General features: G+C 66.3%; 12 protein-coding genes. 5 read left to right on the top strand and 7 right to left on the bottom strand.

Annotation, left to right across the window (positions count from 1 at the left end):
- Positions 1-92 precede the first annotated feature (92 nt).
- Positions 93-416: a ferredoxin FdxA gene (fdxA, locus tag OKW37_RS18190; protein ID WP_090801209.1), complete on the bottom strand. Its 324-nt coding sequence runs from the start codon at positions 414-416 to the stop codon at positions 93-95.
- Between the two features lie 291 nt (positions 417-707).
- On the opposite strand from fdxA, the gene pncB reads away from it, so the two are divergent.
- The 5 genes from pncB to OKW37_RS18165 all read left to right on the top strand — a co-directional run bounded on the left by pncB (position 708) and on the right by OKW37_RS18165 (position 6,767).
- Positions 708-1,904: a nicotinate phosphoribosyltransferase gene (gene pncB, locus OKW37_RS18185; protein ID WP_187612385.1), complete on the top strand. Its 1,197-nt coding sequence runs from the start codon at positions 708-710 to the stop codon at positions 1,902-1,904.
- 186 nt (positions 1,905-2,090) lie between these two features.
- Positions 2,091-2,753, top strand: a complete 663-nt coding sequence (locus OKW37_RS18180) for a LutC/YkgG family protein (protein WP_018421304.1) — start codon at positions 2,091-2,093, stop codon at positions 2,751-2,753.
- A gap of 139 nt (positions 2,754-2,892) precedes the next feature.
- Positions 2,893-4,284, top strand: a complete 1,392-nt coding sequence (locus OKW37_RS18175) for a sodium:proton antiporter (RefSeq protein WP_429408372.1) — start codon at positions 2,893-2,895, stop codon at positions 4,282-4,284.
- A gap of 48 nt (positions 4,285-4,332) precedes the next feature.
- The gene (locus OKW37_RS18170) at positions 4,333-5,322 is read left to right on the top strand and encodes a 2-hydroxyacid dehydrogenase (RefSeq protein ID WP_090801203.1); all 990 of its coding nucleotides are present in this window, start codon (positions 4,333-4,335) and stop codon (positions 5,320-5,322) included.
- Positions 5,319-6,767, top strand: coding sequence for a DNA recombination protein RmuC (locus OKW37_RS18165; protein ID WP_429404898.1), 1,449 nt, complete (start codon positions 5,319-5,321; stop codon positions 6,765-6,767). The genes OKW37_RS18170 and OKW37_RS18165 overlap by 4 nt, the downstream gene beginning before the upstream one ends.
- Before the next feature lie 18 nt (positions 6,768-6,785).
- Here OKW37_RS18165 and OKW37_RS18160 read toward each other — a convergent pair whose 3' ends face one another.
- The 6 genes from OKW37_RS18160 to OKW37_RS18135 all read right to left on the bottom strand — a co-directional run bounded on the left by OKW37_RS18160 (position 6,786) and on the right by OKW37_RS18135 (position 14,183).
- Complete coding sequence (locus OKW37_RS18160; RefSeq protein WP_429404900.1) at positions 6,786-7,268, bottom strand: N-acetyltransferase family protein; 483 nt, start codon at positions 7,266-7,268, stop codon at positions 6,786-6,788.
- The gene (locus tag OKW37_RS18155) at positions 7,268-7,543 is read right to left on the bottom strand and encodes a hypothetical protein (protein ID WP_008923126.1); all 276 of its coding nucleotides are present in this window, start codon (positions 7,541-7,543) and stop codon (positions 7,268-7,270) included. Before OKW37_RS18155 ends, OKW37_RS18160 begins: the two co-directional genes overlap by 1 nt.
- Before the next feature lie 100 nt (positions 7,544-7,643).
- Positions 7,644-8,960 (bottom strand): molybdopterin molybdotransferase MoeA, encoded by a 1,317-nt coding sequence (gene moeA / locus OKW37_RS18150; RefSeq protein ID WP_429509889.1) that lies wholly within the window; start codon positions 8,958-8,960, stop codon positions 7,644-7,646.
- A gap of 61 nt (positions 8,961-9,021) precedes the next feature.
- Positions 9,022-9,648 (bottom strand): molybdenum cofactor guanylyltransferase MobA, encoded by a 627-nt coding sequence (gene mobA / locus OKW37_RS18145; RefSeq protein WP_429404902.1) that lies wholly within the window; start codon positions 9,646-9,648, stop codon positions 9,022-9,024.
- Between the two features lie 11 nt (positions 9,649-9,659).
- Entirely contained in the window at positions 9,660-10,769 is a 1,110-nt protein-coding gene (gene moaA, locus OKW37_RS18140; protein WP_429346142.1) for a GTP 3',8-cyclase MoaA, read from the bottom strand.
- A 186-nt stretch (positions 10,770-10,955) separates the two neighbouring features.
- Entirely contained in the window at positions 10,956-14,183 is a 3,228-nt protein-coding gene (locus OKW37_RS18135; protein ID WP_429404904.1) for an Rne/Rng family ribonuclease, read from the bottom strand.
- Positions 14,184-14,510: the final 327 nt, after the last annotated feature.

Below are 14,510 nucleotides of genomic sequence, written 5' to 3'. Positions count from 1 at the left end.
AATTTTAGAGGCAGCTGAAAAGTCTGTCAATACCTCGGCGTTCATCCTGATACTGAATTTGAACGGCCAAGGCAGGTGACAGGCGGCCGCGCTCAGCGCGCGAGCAGCGCGAGCTTTTCCTTCACATCCTTGAATTCCTCGGCTTCCGGCAGCGGTGCCTTGGTCTTCGTGATGCTCGGCCACGCTTTCGCCAGGTCGGCGTTCAGCGCGATGAAGTCCTGCTGGTCTCCCGGCACGTCTTCTTCGGCATAGATGGCGTTCACCGGGCACTCGGCCACGCACACGGCGCAGTCGATGCATTCATCGGGGTCGATCGCGAGGAAGTTGGGACCTTCGCGAAAGCAGTCCACCGGGCACACATCGACGCAGTCGGTATAGCGGCACTTGATGCAGCTTTCGGTCACAACGTGAGTCATTCAGGCAGCTCCTGCATGCGGAATCGGGGAGGGCGCGGACGCCAAAAGCACTATTGTAACGTAACGTCAACAGGCGCATAAAGCATCGGGCCGTGCGTCTTATATGTTTTTGTGATTAGTTTATGGGGTGCCGCGAGCGGCCGCGCAATGGCGGCGAAGGCCCGGTGGCACGCTGGATGCGGACGCATTCGGGTAACATGCATCAGGTTGGCGCGCCGCTCGGCTCAGCGCGTCCGTTGCAAGGGTGCAGTGAGCCCTTTTCGTTTTTTCAGCGGTCCAGTTCGTACCATCATGATTATTACTTCGCTGCTCGATACCGATCTGTACAAGTTCACGATGATGCAGGTGGTGTTGCATCACTTCCCCGCCGCCAACGTGGAGTACCGCTTCCGCTGCCGCACGCCGAACGTCGATCTGGTGCCGTACGTCGACGAGATTCGCGACGAAGTGCGCAAGCTCTGCGAACTGCGTTTCACCGACGACGAACTCGACTACCTGCGCCGCATGCGCTTCATCAAGGGCGACTTCATCGAGTTCCTCGCGTTGTTCCATCTGAACGAGAAGTACATTTCGATCACGCCGTCGCCGAAGGGCAATGGCGAAATCGACATCGACATCAAGGGGCCGTGGCTGCATACGATCCTCTTCGAAATTCCGGTGCTCGCGATCGTCAACGAAGTCTATTTCCGCAACACCCAGCAAACGCCCGACTATCACGTAGGCCGTGGCCGTCTGCTCGACAAGATTCAACTGCTCGGCGCTCGTCCGGAGTTCGCCGACTGCAAGATCGCCGATTACGGCACGCGCCGCCGCTTCTCGAAGCAGTGGCACGAGGAAGTGATCCTCACGCTGAAGGACGGTCTCGGCGAGCAGTTCGCCGGCACGAGCAACGTCTTCTACGCGATGAAGCACAGCCTGACACCGCTCGGCACGATGGCGCACGAGTACCTGCAGGCTTGCCAGGCGCTCGGTCCGCGGCTGCGCGACTCGCAGATCTTCGGCTTCGAGATGTGGGCGAAGGAATATCGCGGCGACCTCGGGATCGCGCTCTCCGACGTGTACGGCATGCAGGCGTTCCTGCGCGACTTCGACATGTACTTCTGCAAGCTGTTCGACGGTGCTCGCCACGATTCCGGCGACCCATTCGACTGGGGCGAGCGCCTGCTCAAACACTACGAGGCGAATCGTTGCGACCCGCGCACCAAGGTCCTCGTGTTCTCCGACGCGCTCGACATCCCGAAGGTGCTGCAGCTATACGAGCGCTTCCGCGGCCGCTGCAAGCTCGCGTTCGGCGTGGGCACCAATCTGACCAACGACCTCGGCTACAACCCGCTGCAGATCGTGATCAAGATGGTTCGTTGCAACGGTCAGCCGGTCGCGAAATTGTCGGACTCGCCGGGCAAGAACATGTGCGAGGACAAGGCGTATCTCGCGTATCTGCGCCAGGTGTTCGGCATCGCGCAGCCGGAAGAAGAGGCGGCCAGGTAGCGCGCTTTGCGGACTGCTTTTCGGTTCATCGCCTGACCATGATCTGCTCGCGTTCGGGGGCACGGCGAACAGTGTCGCCGCGCGATCGACTGGCGGCAATATGCCGTTCGGCCAGGGTGTTCGCGCGGAGCGCGGCCGGTATAATCCTCGCCATATCGCACGGCCGTCGACACGAGGATTTCGCCCATGGACACATCGATTGCCCGCCGCAACATCCTGGCGCGCATCCGCGCCGCGCAAGGGCGCGAGCCCGAACCGAGCGCCGCCGAGCGCGAAGCCGCGGCGGACTATCTCGCGCGTCATCCGGCCGGCCCGCGTCCGGACATGCCCACCGATCTGCGCGCGCGCTTCATCGAGGAAGCGCAGAAAATGGCGAGTACTGTCGACACCGTTCAAACCTTCGCCGATGTACCCGCCGCCGCGCATCGCTATCTGACGCAACACGGTTTGCCGTTGCAGGCCATTGCGTGGCAAACGCTGCGCGATCTGCCGTGGGCCGCAGCCGGCCTCGCCGTCGAATTTCGCAAACCGCAAGACAATGACGTGGTCGGTCTCACCGGCTGTTTCTGCGCGACCGCGGAGACCGGCACGCTCGTGTTGCTGTCCGGTCCCGAGACGTATGCGTCGGCGGGGCTGCTGCCGGAGACGCACATCGCGATCGTGCCGGGCTCGCGGATCGTCGCGGGTCATGAAGAGGCGTTCGACCTGATCCGCAAGGAACGCGGCGAGCTGCCGCGCGCGGTCAATTTCGTGTCGGGACCATCGCGCACCGGCGACATCGAGCAGACCATCGTGCTGGGCGCGCACGGCCCCTACCGGGTGCATGCGATCGTCGTGCAGGATGCTTGAACGCGTCGCGCGGCGGCGTGCCAGCGCATACGCGACACACGCGTTATCTGTCGTGCGTGCGGTTGCAAGCCGTCGCGCGGCCTGTATCGGCATGAATTCGCAGGCCGGCCGCACGGGCCGGTGGCTCGCCGTTGCGTCGATGCTTGCGCTGTGCTCGCCGTCCGTGCAGGCTGAGACGCTCCTCGACGGCGCGCGCTTGTCGGCGTTGTGGGGCTTGCCCTTCGCGGGTGTGCTGCTGTCGATCGCGATCGTTCCGCTGATCGCGCCAGCCCTCTGGCATCACCACTTCGGCAAGATCGCCGCGGCGTGGGCGCTCGCGTTCATCGTGCCGTTTGCCGTGAGCTTCGGCGCGAGCGCGGCGCTCGGCGCGCTCGCGCATGCCATGCTCGACGAGTACATTCCGTTCATCATCCTGCTGAGCGCGCTCTATACCGTCGCGGGCGGCATCTGCGTGCGTGGCAACCTGCATGGCACACCGCGGCTGAACACCGCGATTCTCGCGCTCGGCACCTTGCTCGCGAGCGTGATGGGTACGACCGGCGCGGCGATGCTGCTGATCCGCCCGTTGCTGCGCGCAAACGACAATCGCCGCCACGTGACCCACGTGGTCGTGTTCTTCATCTTCCTCGTCGCGAACGTCGGTGGCTCGCTGTCGCCGCTCGGCGACCCGCCGCTGTTCCTCGGTTTTCTCGAAGGCGTGAGCTTTTTCTGGACCACTACGCATCTCGCGTCCCCGATGCTGTTCGTGAGCGGCATGCTACTTGCCGTTTTCTATGCACTCGACTCGTACTACTTTCACCAGCGCGAGGAAGTGCGTTCGGCTTTCCTCGATCCGACGCCCGACGGCGCGCCGCTCGGCATCGACGGCAAGATCAATTTCGTGCTGCTCGCCGCGGTGATCGCGTTCGTGCTGATGAGCGGACTGTGGCGCCCGCAAATCACATTCGACGTGCTCGGCACGCACGTCGCGTTGCAAAACATCGTGCGCGACGCCGCGCTGATCGTGGTCACGCTGCTATCGCTCGCGTGGACACCGCGCGCGGCCCGCGCGGGCAACGACTTCAACTGGGCGCCGATCGAGGAAGTCGCCAAACTGTTCGCCGGCATCTTCGTGACGATCGTGCCGGTCATCATGATCCTGCGCGCGGGAGAAGCCGGCGCGTTCGCGGGCATCGTCCAACTGGTCAATGATCCGTCAGGCGAGCCGCGCGACATCATGTACTTCTGGGCGACCGGCCTGCTATCTTCGTTTCTCGACAACGCGCCGACCTACCTCGTGTTCTTCAACCTGGCCGGCGGCGATGCGCAGACCTTGATGACCACCGGCGCGACCACGCTCGCGGCGATTTCGGCCGGCGCCGTGTTCATGGGCGCGAACACCTACATCGGCAACGCGCCGAACTTCATGGTGAAGGCGATCGCGCAATCGCGCGGCGTGCGCATGCCGAGCTTTTTTGCGTATCTGGGCTGGTCCGGCGCGGTGCTGCTGCCGTTGTTCGCGCTGACCGGCTGGCTCTTTTTTGAACGCTGACTCTGCAACGCCGAGACAATCCCTCGACGTGCGATACGGAGACTTGCATTGCAGAAAATCCTCGTTGCCCGTTCGATCTTTCCCGACGTGATCGACCGGCTCAAGCAGTACTTCGACGTCGACTGGAACGAGGGCGACGTGTTGCCCGCGGACGAACTGAAGCGCCGTCTCGCGGACAAGGACGGCGCGCTGACGGCCGGCGAGATGATCGACGCGGGCGTGCTCGCCGCGGCGCCGCGTCTGCGCGTCGTGTCGAACATGGCGGTCGGCTACAACAACTTCGACATGGCCGCGTTCAACGCGGCGAACGTACTCGGCACCAACACGCCGGACGTGCTGAACGAATCGACCGCCGATTTCGGCTGGGCGCTGATGATGGCCGCCGCGCGCCGCATCGCCGAATCGGAGCACTGGCTGCGCGCCGGACATTGGCAGAAGTGGAGCTACGACGGCTTCCTCGGCAGCGACCTATACGGTTCGACGCTCGGCGTGATCGGCATGGGCCGCATCGGCCAGGCGCTCGCGCGGCGCGCGCAGGGCTTCAACATGCGGGTCATCTATCACAATCGCTCGCGCGTCGCGCCGCAAATCGAGGCCGAGCTGAACGCGGAGTACGTGTCGAAAGAGGATCTGCTGCGGCGCGCCGACCACGTCGTGCTGGTGCTGCCGTACAACAAAGGCAACCACCACACGATCGGCGCGGCCGAACTGGCGCTGATGAAGCCGAGCGCGACGCTCACCAACATCGCGCGCGGCGGCATCGTCGACGATGCGGCGTTGGCCGATGCGCTGCGTGACAGGCGCATCGCGGCGGCCGGTCTGGACGTGTTCGAAGGCGAGCCGCAACTGCACCCGGCGCTGCTGAACGTGCCGAACGTCGTGCTGACGCCGCACATCGCGAGCGCGACCGAAACCACGCGCCGCGCCATGGCGAATCTCGCCGCGGACAACCTGATCGCCGGCCTCGGCGCAGGACCGCGCGCCGGTCAGCCGCCGAATCCGATCAACCCCGACGTGATCGGCAAGGCGCGTTCATGACAATGATTCTGGTGGCGGCCGTCGCGGTGCTGGCGGTTGCCCTCGTGATCGCACTGGCCTTGCTGCTACGCGGTCACGACCGCACGGAGCAGCGCGAACAGTTCGAGATGCTGAACGAACGCGTCGATGCCGTCGTCGACGCGCAGGCGCATACCGCCGAGCGGCTCGAGCGGCAACTGCGCAACGACATCGCCGAGACCGCGCGCGTGTCGCGCACCGAGCAAAGCGGCGGCTTCGCGCATTTTCAGCAGACGCTCGCCGCGCAGTTCAGCAGCATGACGACGGTGCAGGGCGGCAAGATCGACGGCTTCGCGCAACAGCTCGACGCCGTGCGTCACAGCCTGCAGGCACAGGCGCAACAGGCGCGCGACGAGCAGGGCCGCTCGCTGAAGCAGTTCGGCGACACGCTGAGCCTGCAACTCGGGCAACTAACCGAGGCGAACGACCGGCGCTTCGCCGAAGTGCGCGCGACGATCGAGCAGCGTCTGAAGGACATCGAGGCGAACAACGCGACGCGGCTCGAGGAAATGCGCCGCACCGTGGACGAAAAACTGCACGCAACGCTTGAGCAGCGTCTCGGCGAGTCGTTCAAGCTCGTGTCCGACCGGCTCGAACAGGTGCATCGCGGTCTCGGTGAAATGCAGACGCTGGCGGCCGGCGTCGGCGATCTGAAGCGCGTGCTGACCAACGTGAAGACGCGCGGCACGTGGGGCGAAGTGCAGCTCGAAGCCTTGCTCGAACAATTGCTGACCGCCGATCAATACGCGAAGAACGTCGCGACGGTGCCGAAAAGCGCCGATCGCGTGGAGTTCGCGATTCGTCTGCCGGGGCGGCAGGAGCCCGGCGGCGCGAATACGCCGGTATGGCTGCCGATCGACGCCAAATTCCCGCGCGAGGACTACGAGCGACTGATCGAAGCGCAGGAGCGCGCCGATCCGGTCGCGGTCGAGGAAGCATCGCGCGCGCTCGAAGTGCGAATTCGCGCGGAGGCGCGCACGATCGCGGAGAAGTACGTGGCGCCGCCGCATACGACCGACTTCGCGCTGCTGTTCCTGCCGACCGAAGGCCTGTACGCGGAAGTGCTGCGCCGACCGGGGCTCACGGATCTGCTGCAGCGGGACTATCGCGTGACGATTGCGGGGCCGACCACGCTGACCGCGTTGCTCAATAGTCTGCAGATGGGTTTCCGCACGCTCGCGATCGAAAAGCGTTCGAGCGAGGTGTGGCAGGTACTCGGCGCGGTGAAGACGGAGTTCGGAAAATTCGGCGACGTGCTCGCGAAGACCAAGGCGCAGCTCGAAACCGTCACACGTTCGATCGAGGCCGCGGAAACGCGCACGCGCATGATGAACCGCAAGCTGCGCGACGTCGAGGCGTTACCGGGCGACGAGGCGAGCGGGTTGCTCGGCGATGCGCTGTCGAATGTGGAGCCTGATGAGCAATGAGGGGCGAGGCGCTGGAATTCACGCCCTTGCAGCCAGACGCGCCAGCGCATCGCCTGTCACGCGCACGACGCGCCAGTCCGGCAACACCGCCGCCCCCATCTTCTGATAGAAGCTGATCGCCGGCTGATTCCAGTCGAGCACGGTCCACTCGAAGCGCGCGCATTGCCGCTCCACCGCCAGCGCCGCGACGTGTCGCAGAAGCGCGGTGCCGAGCCCGCTGCCCCGCTGCGCGGGCTGCACGTAGACGTCTTCGAGATAGAGCCCGCGGCGGCCCGCGAAGCTCGAAAAATTGTGGAAGAACAGTGCATAGCCCACGATGCTCCCCGCGTCTTCGGCAACCAGCGCTTCGATCGACGGCCGCGCGCCGAACAGCGCGTCGCGCAGGCTATGTTCCGTCGCGACGAAGATGTGCGTGAGGTTCTCGAACTGCGCGAGTTCGTAGGTGAGCGCGAAGATCGCGCCGGTATCCGCGGGCTTGGCGGCGCGGATCGTCGCGGGCATTACGCTTCTTCCGGTGCGTCGGCCAGATGGATTTCGATACCACCGAAGCGCGACGCGACCCAGTTGTAGGCGTGGCACGCGATCCACAACAGCACGAAGCCGAGGATCGCGTTCAGCAGCAGCGCGCTGAACACCGTGCTCAGCTCGACCGAGCCATAGCGCACGAACGCGACCACCACGCCGAGCAGCACGATCGGCACCGAGAACGTCAGATACACGAGGATCAGCGCTTTGGCCGTCTGTCCCGGTGCGATGAACGAGATCTGTTTTTTCATGTAAGTCAAACCCGTGTGTCGTAGTAGTGATAGTGCGTGGAGTGTCGATGAAGTGCTGCTGTGGTGCCGATGTCGTGCGATCGATGCGCCGCCTGGAACGTCAGATGAGACCGTCGAACAGCATGATCGACACGCGATCGCCGACGTCGATGTCGCCCTCGTCGTGGCCGAGCACGATGAAGCAGTTCGCTTCGCTCATCGAGCTCAGCACGCCTGAGCTTTGCGACCCGGTCGGGCTCACGTGCCAGTATCCGTGCGCGTCCTGTTCGGCGATGCCGCGCTGGAATTCGGTGCGGCCCGCGCGCTTGCCCACCGCCACGCGGCTCGTCGCGTGAATCACCGGCAGCGGCCGCGGCGTCGCGCCGGCCATCAGCAGCAGCGCTTCGCGCACGATCTGATAGAACGTCACCATCACGGCGACCGGGTTGCCGGGCAGGCCGAAGAATAGCGCAGGTTTGCCGAGCCCGGGCTGTGCGCCGGACCACAGGCGGCCGAACGCGAGCGGCCGGCCGGGGCGCATCGCGAGACTCCAGAAGGCGACGTCGCCGAAGGTCTGTAGCAGCTGCTTCGTGAAGTCCGCTTCGCCCACCGACACGCCGCCCGAAGTCAGCACCACGTCGGCGTTGGCCGCGGCACTGCGCAGCGCGGCTTCGAGCGCGGCCGGCTCGTCACGCACGACGCCGAGATCGAGCGCGTCGATGTTCAGGTGCCGCAGCATCGCAAACAGCGTGTAGCGGTTGCTGTCGTAGACCGAGCCCGCGTCGAGCGGCTCGCCGAGCGAGCGCAGTTCGTCGCCGGTCGAAAAGAACGCGACGCGCAAACGCCGCCGCACGCTGACTTCGCCAATGCCGAGCGACGCGAGCAGGCCGAGGTCCGACGCGCGCACGATGCGGCCGGCATGCAGCGCGACGTGGCCGCGCGCGAGGTCTTCGCCGGCGCGGCGGCGGTTCGCGCCCGCCGCCGCCGCGCTGGCGGCGAAGCGGATCGAGGTGGAATCCGCACCGTCGCGCTCCACCTGTTCCTGCGGCACGACGGTGTCGCAACCGGCAGGCATGCAGGCGCCCGTCATCACGCGCACGCACTGGTTCGCCGCGACGCGGCCCGCGAACGGATGACCGGCGAGCGCCTTGCCGGCGACCGTCAGCTCGACGCTGTCCGCGCCGCCTCGCATAGCGGCCGCGAGCGCCGCGTGATTGAACGCGTAGCCGTCCATCGCGGAGTTGTCGTGCGCGGGCACGTCGATCGGCGACACGATGTCGGCGGCTAGCACGCGGTCGAGTGCATCGCGCAACGCCAGGCGCTCGACGGCCGCGACCGGCGTCGCCCACTGCCGGACGATCGCCTGAGCGGCCGGGACGGGTAGCGCATGAGGATCGTACTGCGCGACGCAGCGGGAAAAGTCGTTGAGCGTGGTCATGAATGGCTGGGCGTCGCGACCGGTGATGGGCGCGGCTGTTGCCGTGCGGCCGGAGCGGATGTCAGCCGGGGCCCCGATTGCGTTCGAGGTCGGCGAGTTCTTGTAACGAGTTGGCATTGTAGAACGCGCGCTCGTCGGCAAAGACGACTTCGACCGTCTTGTGGCGCGCGTACCACGCGCGGACCTTGCGCTCGCCGGAGGCCAGAAACGCGGCCAGGTCGTCCGCGACGGCGGTGCGCATCAGCGCGAATACCGGGTGCAGGGAGGTTTCTCCACCGGCGTCGACGGTAGCGACCGTTGCGATGTCGGCGTGGTTCGCGTCGAGCGCATCCGCGAGGCGCGCGGCGAGGTTGGCCGGTAGCCACGGCGAATCGCAGGGCGCGCTCAGCAGGTACGCCGTGCCGGCGGCGCGCAGTCCGGCGAGCATGCCGGCGAGCGGGCCGGGAAAGTCGGGGAGGGTGTCGGCGACGAGCGTTGCGCGATATGGCGCGCCGAGCGCCGCATAGGTGTCGGGATGGCGGTTCGCGCTGATCATCAGCGGGCCGGTCTGCGGCGCGAGGCGCCGCAGCACGTGAGCGGCGAGCGGTTCGCCGTGCAGCGGCTGCAACCCCTTGTCGACGCCGCCCATGCGCGTGCCGCGCCCGCCCGCGAGCACGAGGCCAGTGATCTGTTCGCGGGGGATGGACATGCGTCGGCCGCTCAGCCGCCGATGTAGGACATTTCCACGCGACGCTTGGCCGGCTCGCCCTGATCGGCCGGCTGGCTGCCGCGCAGCTGCGAGTAGCGGTCGCCGCGGCCCTGCCAGATTTCGGCGATGGCGGTGGCGATCCCGGCATCGCTCGCACCGCCGCGCAACAGCGCGCGCAGGTCATGTCCGGTCGATGCGAACAGGCACAGGTATAGCTTGCCCTCGGTCGACAAACGCGCGCGCGTGCAATTGCCGCAGAACGCGCGGGTGACGCTCGAAATGACGCCGATCTCGCCGCCGCCGTCGACATAACCCCAGCGTTGGGCAGTTTCGGCGGCGCTGTGCGCTTCGAGCGGCACCAGCGGGAAATGCTCGGCAATGCGCGTGACGACCTCGGCGGAAGGCAGCACTTCGGTCATGTTCCAGCCGTTCGAGGTGCCGACGTCCATGTACTCGATGAAGCGCAGCACCGCGCCCGTGCCTTTGAAATGACGCGCCATGGGGACGATTTCGCCGTCGTTGGTACCGCGTTTGACGACCATGTTTACTTTGACCGGCGCGAGCCCGGCCGCTTGCGCGGCGGCGATGCCATCGAGCACGTCGGCGACCGCGAAGTCGGCGTCGTTCATGCGGCGGAACAGCGCGTCGTCGAGCGCGTCGAGGCTGACGGTCACGCGCGTGAGGCCGGCGTCCTTCAGGCTGCGCGCCTTGCGCGCAAGCAGCGAGCCGTTGGTGGTCAGCGTGAGATCGAGCGGACGGCCCGCAGGCGTGGTCAACCGGGCGAGCCGGTCGACCAGGAATTCGAGGTTTTTGCGCAGTAGCGGCTCGCCGCCGGTCAGGCGAATTTTCTCGACGCCATGCGCGACGAACAACTGCGCGAGCCGCTCGATCTCCTCGAAACTCAACAACGCGCTGTGAGGCAGGAAAGCGTAGTCCTTGTCGAACACGGCGCGCGGCATGCAATACACGCAGCGGAAGTTGCAGCGGTCCGTCACCGAGATGCGCAGATCGTGCAGCGGACGCGCGAGCGCATCGTGCAGCACGCCGCTAGGTGTCTGCACTGGGCCGGTGATGACCGGCGCCGCGCTGAGATCGGCAACAGGGATGATGCGTCGTGACATGAAATGGTTCGTCAGGTGCTTTAACGGACGGGGATGATTTGATTCTATCGGAAATGCCGGTGGCGGCAGATGCGCGACGGACGTTGTCGGGGTATACGGGGAGCGGCGCGGCTCGCGGCGACAAATGATCGCCTAAAGAAAAAGCCCGCCGGAAAGGGCGGGCTTTTTCACGAACAACGACGCGGCTTACTGCGGATGCTTGATCGTTTCGACCTGTTGCATCGGCGCGTGGTCGTCTGGCGGCAGCGCCTTGCGCTCACGGATCACGCGCGGCGGCTTGACCGTCTGCGCCGCCGCTTCCTGCGCGGCACGCAGCTTGTCGGCGTCGGTGTTCACCCAGATCAGGCCAGCCTGCTCGAGGATCGGCTGCAAGGCGTCGGCCGATGCGGCGGCGGGGGCTGCGCTGCGGACGAGGGCCGGCTGCGGGGCCGCGGCGACGGGCGCCGGTTCGACCACGGCCGGTTCCGTTGCGACGACCGGTTGCGGCTCGACGATTTCGGCCTGCGGTGCCGGCACGGCTGCGGGTGCCTCGACGATCGTGGCCGGAGCCGCGGTGTCGAGCGCAGCCGGGACGGCTCGCGGTTCGGTCGGGACGGTCGGCTGCACTTCCAGGGCCGGTTCGACTGCCGGGGATTCGGCATGCGCGGCGGATTCGACCGAAGCGGCCGGCGTAACCGGTTCGCTCGCGGCCGACGCGGCTTGCTCTGCCTGCGCTGGCGCTTCGATAGCCGGCTCCGCCGCCACGGGCTCGATCGACGCCGCCGGGGCCTCTTCCACCGGCACGACCTTTTCGGTCTTCGCGGCATTTTCCGCGGCGAGAGCCGGCGTTTCGGCTGCCGCATGCAGTTCGGCCACGACGGCGCTTTCCGTTGCGACAGCGGCGACCACCACTTCGACCGGGGTCACTTCCTTCGCTTCGCTGGCTGCAGGCGTGTGCTCGACCGGCTGCTGGGTGCGCACCGGCGCTTCGTCGCTGGCGGCAACGTTGTCGCCTTCTGCTTCCGCGACATCCGCCGCGAGATTGCCATTCACGTCCTCTTCACGCTCGCGACGACCACCACGACGGCCGCGGCGACGACGACGACGCTCTTCGCCGTCACGTGCGATTGTTTCCTGATCGACCGGCACGCCGTTTTCACCCGCTGCGGCGCGGTTGCGCGCCAGTTCGTCGGCAGCTTGCGTGTCGGTTTGCGTCAGCGCCGAGGCGGCTTCCGCCTGCGGCTTGCGACGCTCGCCACGCTCGACGCGTTCAGCGCGCTCGCCACGCTCGCGACGCTCACCGCGTGCTGTGCCTTCGACGGCTTCCGCGCGCTCGGCGCCGCGGGTGTCGCGTTCGCGAGCCTCGCGCGGCTCACGCGCTTCACGCGGCTCGCGAGCCTCACGCGGTTCACGGCCTTCACGCGGTTCGCGTTGCTCACGCGGCGCGCGCGGTTCGCGGCCCTCGCGTGCCTCGCGGCCTTCGCGTTCCTCGCGACGCGGCGACGGCTGCTGACCTTGCGCCTGACGGCCGCCGGTCACGCCTTCGCCACGCGCTGCCGTGTCGCGACCGCCTGCGCCGCCACGGCGATTGCGGTTGCGATCGCCGCCGCGCTCGCCGGTGCGCTCACCGCGCTCGGTGCGCTCGCCGCGTTGCGGACGGGCCTGCTTGTCGGTGGTGGCCGGCGCGGCGGGCGCCGGAGCAGCCGGCTGCATGCCGAACAGATTCTTCAGCCAGCCGATGAAGCCGCCACTGGCCGGCGTCACCGCGACCGGAGCGGGGATAGCCGCCGGGCGGGCCGGCGCGCTCGGAGCCGGCTTCTCGGGCGTGATGCCCTTGACCGCCGCTTCCTGCTTTGGCTTTACTTCCTCAGCGCGCTTGCTGTAGCCGGTTTCCGATTCGAGTTCGCGGGCCGCTTCTTCGGCCATCTTCCACGATGCGCGCGGCTCGTCGAGGCGCGCGTCGTCGTGACGCAGACGCTCGAGCTTGTAGTGCGGCGTGTCGAGGTGCTTGTTCGGGATCAGCACGACGTTGACCTTGAAACGCGACTCGATCTTGTTGATTTCGGCGCGCTTCTCGTTCAACAGGAAGGCGGTCACTTCGACCGGCACCTGGCAGTGGATCGCCGCGGTGTTTTCCTTCATCGCTTCTTCCTGAATGATCCGCAGCACTTGCAGCGCGGACGATTCGGTATCGCGAATGTGGCCCGTGCCGTTACAACGCGGACACGTGACGTGGCTGCCTTCCGACAGCGCCGGACGCAGACGCTGACGCGACAGCTCCATGAGGCCGAAGCGCGAGATCTTGCCCATCTGGACGCGGGCGCGGTCGTGCTTGAGCGCGTCTTTCAGGCGCTGTTCGACTTCGCGCTGGCTCTTGGCCGATTCCATGTCGATGAAGTCGATCACGATCAGGCCGCCCAGGTCGCGCAGACGCAGCTGGCGAGCGACTTCGTCGGCGGCTTCGAGGTTCGTGCGCGCGGCCGTTTCCTCGATGTCCGCGCCTTTGGTGGCGCGCGCCGAGTTCACGTCGATCGCGACGAGCGCTTCGGTGTGATCGATGACGATCGCGCCGCCCGACGGCAGCGGCACGGTGCGCGAGTACGCGGTTTCGATCTGGTGCTCGATCTGGAAGCGCGAGAAGAGCGGCACGTCGTCGTGGTAGCGCTTTACCTTGCCGACGTTGTCCGGCATCACGATGTCCATGAAGGCGCGGGCCTGGTCATGGATTTCGGTCGTGTCGATCAGGATTTCGCCGATATCGGGCTGGAAGTAGTCGCGAATCGCGCGGATCACGAGGCTCGATTCGAGATAGATCAGCATCGGCTGGCCGGCCGTGCCACTTTGCGACGCGGCTTCGATTGCGCGCCACAGCTGCATCAGGTAGTTCAGGTCCCACTGCAGCTCTTCGGCGCTGCGGCCGATGCCGGCCGTGCGCGCGATGATGCTCATGCCTTCCGGCAGCTGCAGCTGCGCCATGGTTTCGCGCAGTTCCTGACGGTCGTCGCCTTCGATCCGGCGCGACACACCGCCGCCGCGCGGGTTGTTCGGCATCAGCACCAGATAGCGGCCGGCGAGCGAGATGAACGTGGTCAGGGCTGCGCCCTTGTTGCCGCGTTCTTCCTTTTCGACCTGGACGATCAGTTCCTGACCTTCCTTCAGTGCGTCCTGGATGCGTGCGGAACGCATGTCGACGCCATCGCGGAAGTACTGGCGGGCGACTTCCTTGAACGGCAGGAAGCCGTGACGGTCTTCGCCGTAGTTGACGAAGCAGGCCTCGAGCGACGGCTCGATGCGCGTGATGATGCCCTTGTAAATATTGCCTTTGCGCTGTTCGCGACCGGCGGTTTCGATATCGATGTCGATGAGTTTTTGCCCATCGACGATGGCGACGCGCAGCTCTTCCTGCTGCGTCGCGTTGAACAACATTCGTTTCATTGAACGGCTCCAGAGCGGCCTCGCCGGCCCAGCTGCGCGGTTGTCAGTCGCGAGAGCGGGGGGAGTAGGCGTGCCGCGTCTTATTGTGTTTTCACAAACACGCTGGAGCGGGAAAGATGGCGGGAGAATTGCCTGAGAGGGCCCAGCCCGATAAAAACGGGCACGGTGCCGCAGGGCACATGCGAACACGGCTTCAAATCATGGCCTGACACGCCGCGTTTAGCCAGCAGACCTTCATAAGTCTTCGCCCTCTGAAGCCGGCGCGCCAAATGGGCGCGCGAGCGAAGGGCCGAAGTCCGCGGTCATGCCGCAACGGGAAGTTCGCGC

Source organism: Paraburkholderia sp. MM5482-R2 (genome assembly GCF_050436125.1).
Classification (GTDB): Bacteria; Pseudomonadota; Gammaproteobacteria; order Burkholderiales; family Burkholderiaceae; genus Paraburkholderia; species Paraburkholderia tuberum.
This window is presented reverse-complemented; position numbering and strand designations above follow the sequence as displayed.

What these genes read in the sequence shown, in the direction of transcription:
- moaA (WP_429346142.1), bottom strand. Translation starts at nt 10,769, where the DNA reads ATGTCACGACGCATCATCCCTGTTGCCGATCTCAGCGCGGCGCCGGTC.
- mobA (WP_429404902.1), bottom strand. Translation starts at nt 9,648, where the DNA reads ATGTCCATCCCCCGCGAACAGATCACTGGCCTCGTGCTCGCGGGCGGG.
- fdxA (WP_090801209.1), bottom strand. Translation starts at nt 416, where the DNA reads ATGACTCACGTTGTGACCGAAAGCTGCATCAAGTGCCGCTATACCGAC.
- OKW37_RS18155 (WP_008923126.1), bottom strand. Translation starts at nt 7,543, where the DNA reads ATGAAAAAACAGATCTCGTTCATCGCACCGGGACAGACGGCCAAAGCG.
- OKW37_RS18135 (WP_429404904.1), bottom strand. Translation starts at nt 14,183, where the DNA reads ATGAAACGAATGTTGTTCAACGCGACGCAGCAGGAAGAGCTGCGCGTC.
- OKW37_RS18175 (WP_429408372.1), top strand. Translation starts at nt 2,893, where the DNA reads ATGCTTGCGCTGTGCTCGCCGTCCGTGCAGGCTGAGACGCTCCTCGAC.
- OKW37_RS18160 (WP_429404900.1), bottom strand. Translation starts at nt 7,268, where the DNA reads ATGCCCGCGACGATCCGCGCCGCCAAGCCCGCGGATACCGGCGCGATC.
- OKW37_RS18180 (WP_018421304.1), top strand. Translation starts at nt 2,091, where the DNA reads ATGGACACATCGATTGCCCGCCGCAACATCCTGGCGCGCATCCGCGCC.
- OKW37_RS18165 (WP_429404898.1), top strand. Translation starts at nt 5,319, where the DNA reads ATGACAATGATTCTGGTGGCGGCCGTCGCGGTGCTGGCGGTTGCCCTC.
- moeA (WP_429509889.1), bottom strand. Translation starts at nt 8,960, where the DNA reads ATGACCACGCTCAACGACTTTTCCCGCTGCGTCGCGCAGTACGATCCT.
- pncB (WP_187612385.1), top strand. Translation starts at nt 708, where the DNA reads ATGATTATTACTTCGCTGCTCGATACCGATCTGTACAAGTTCACGATG.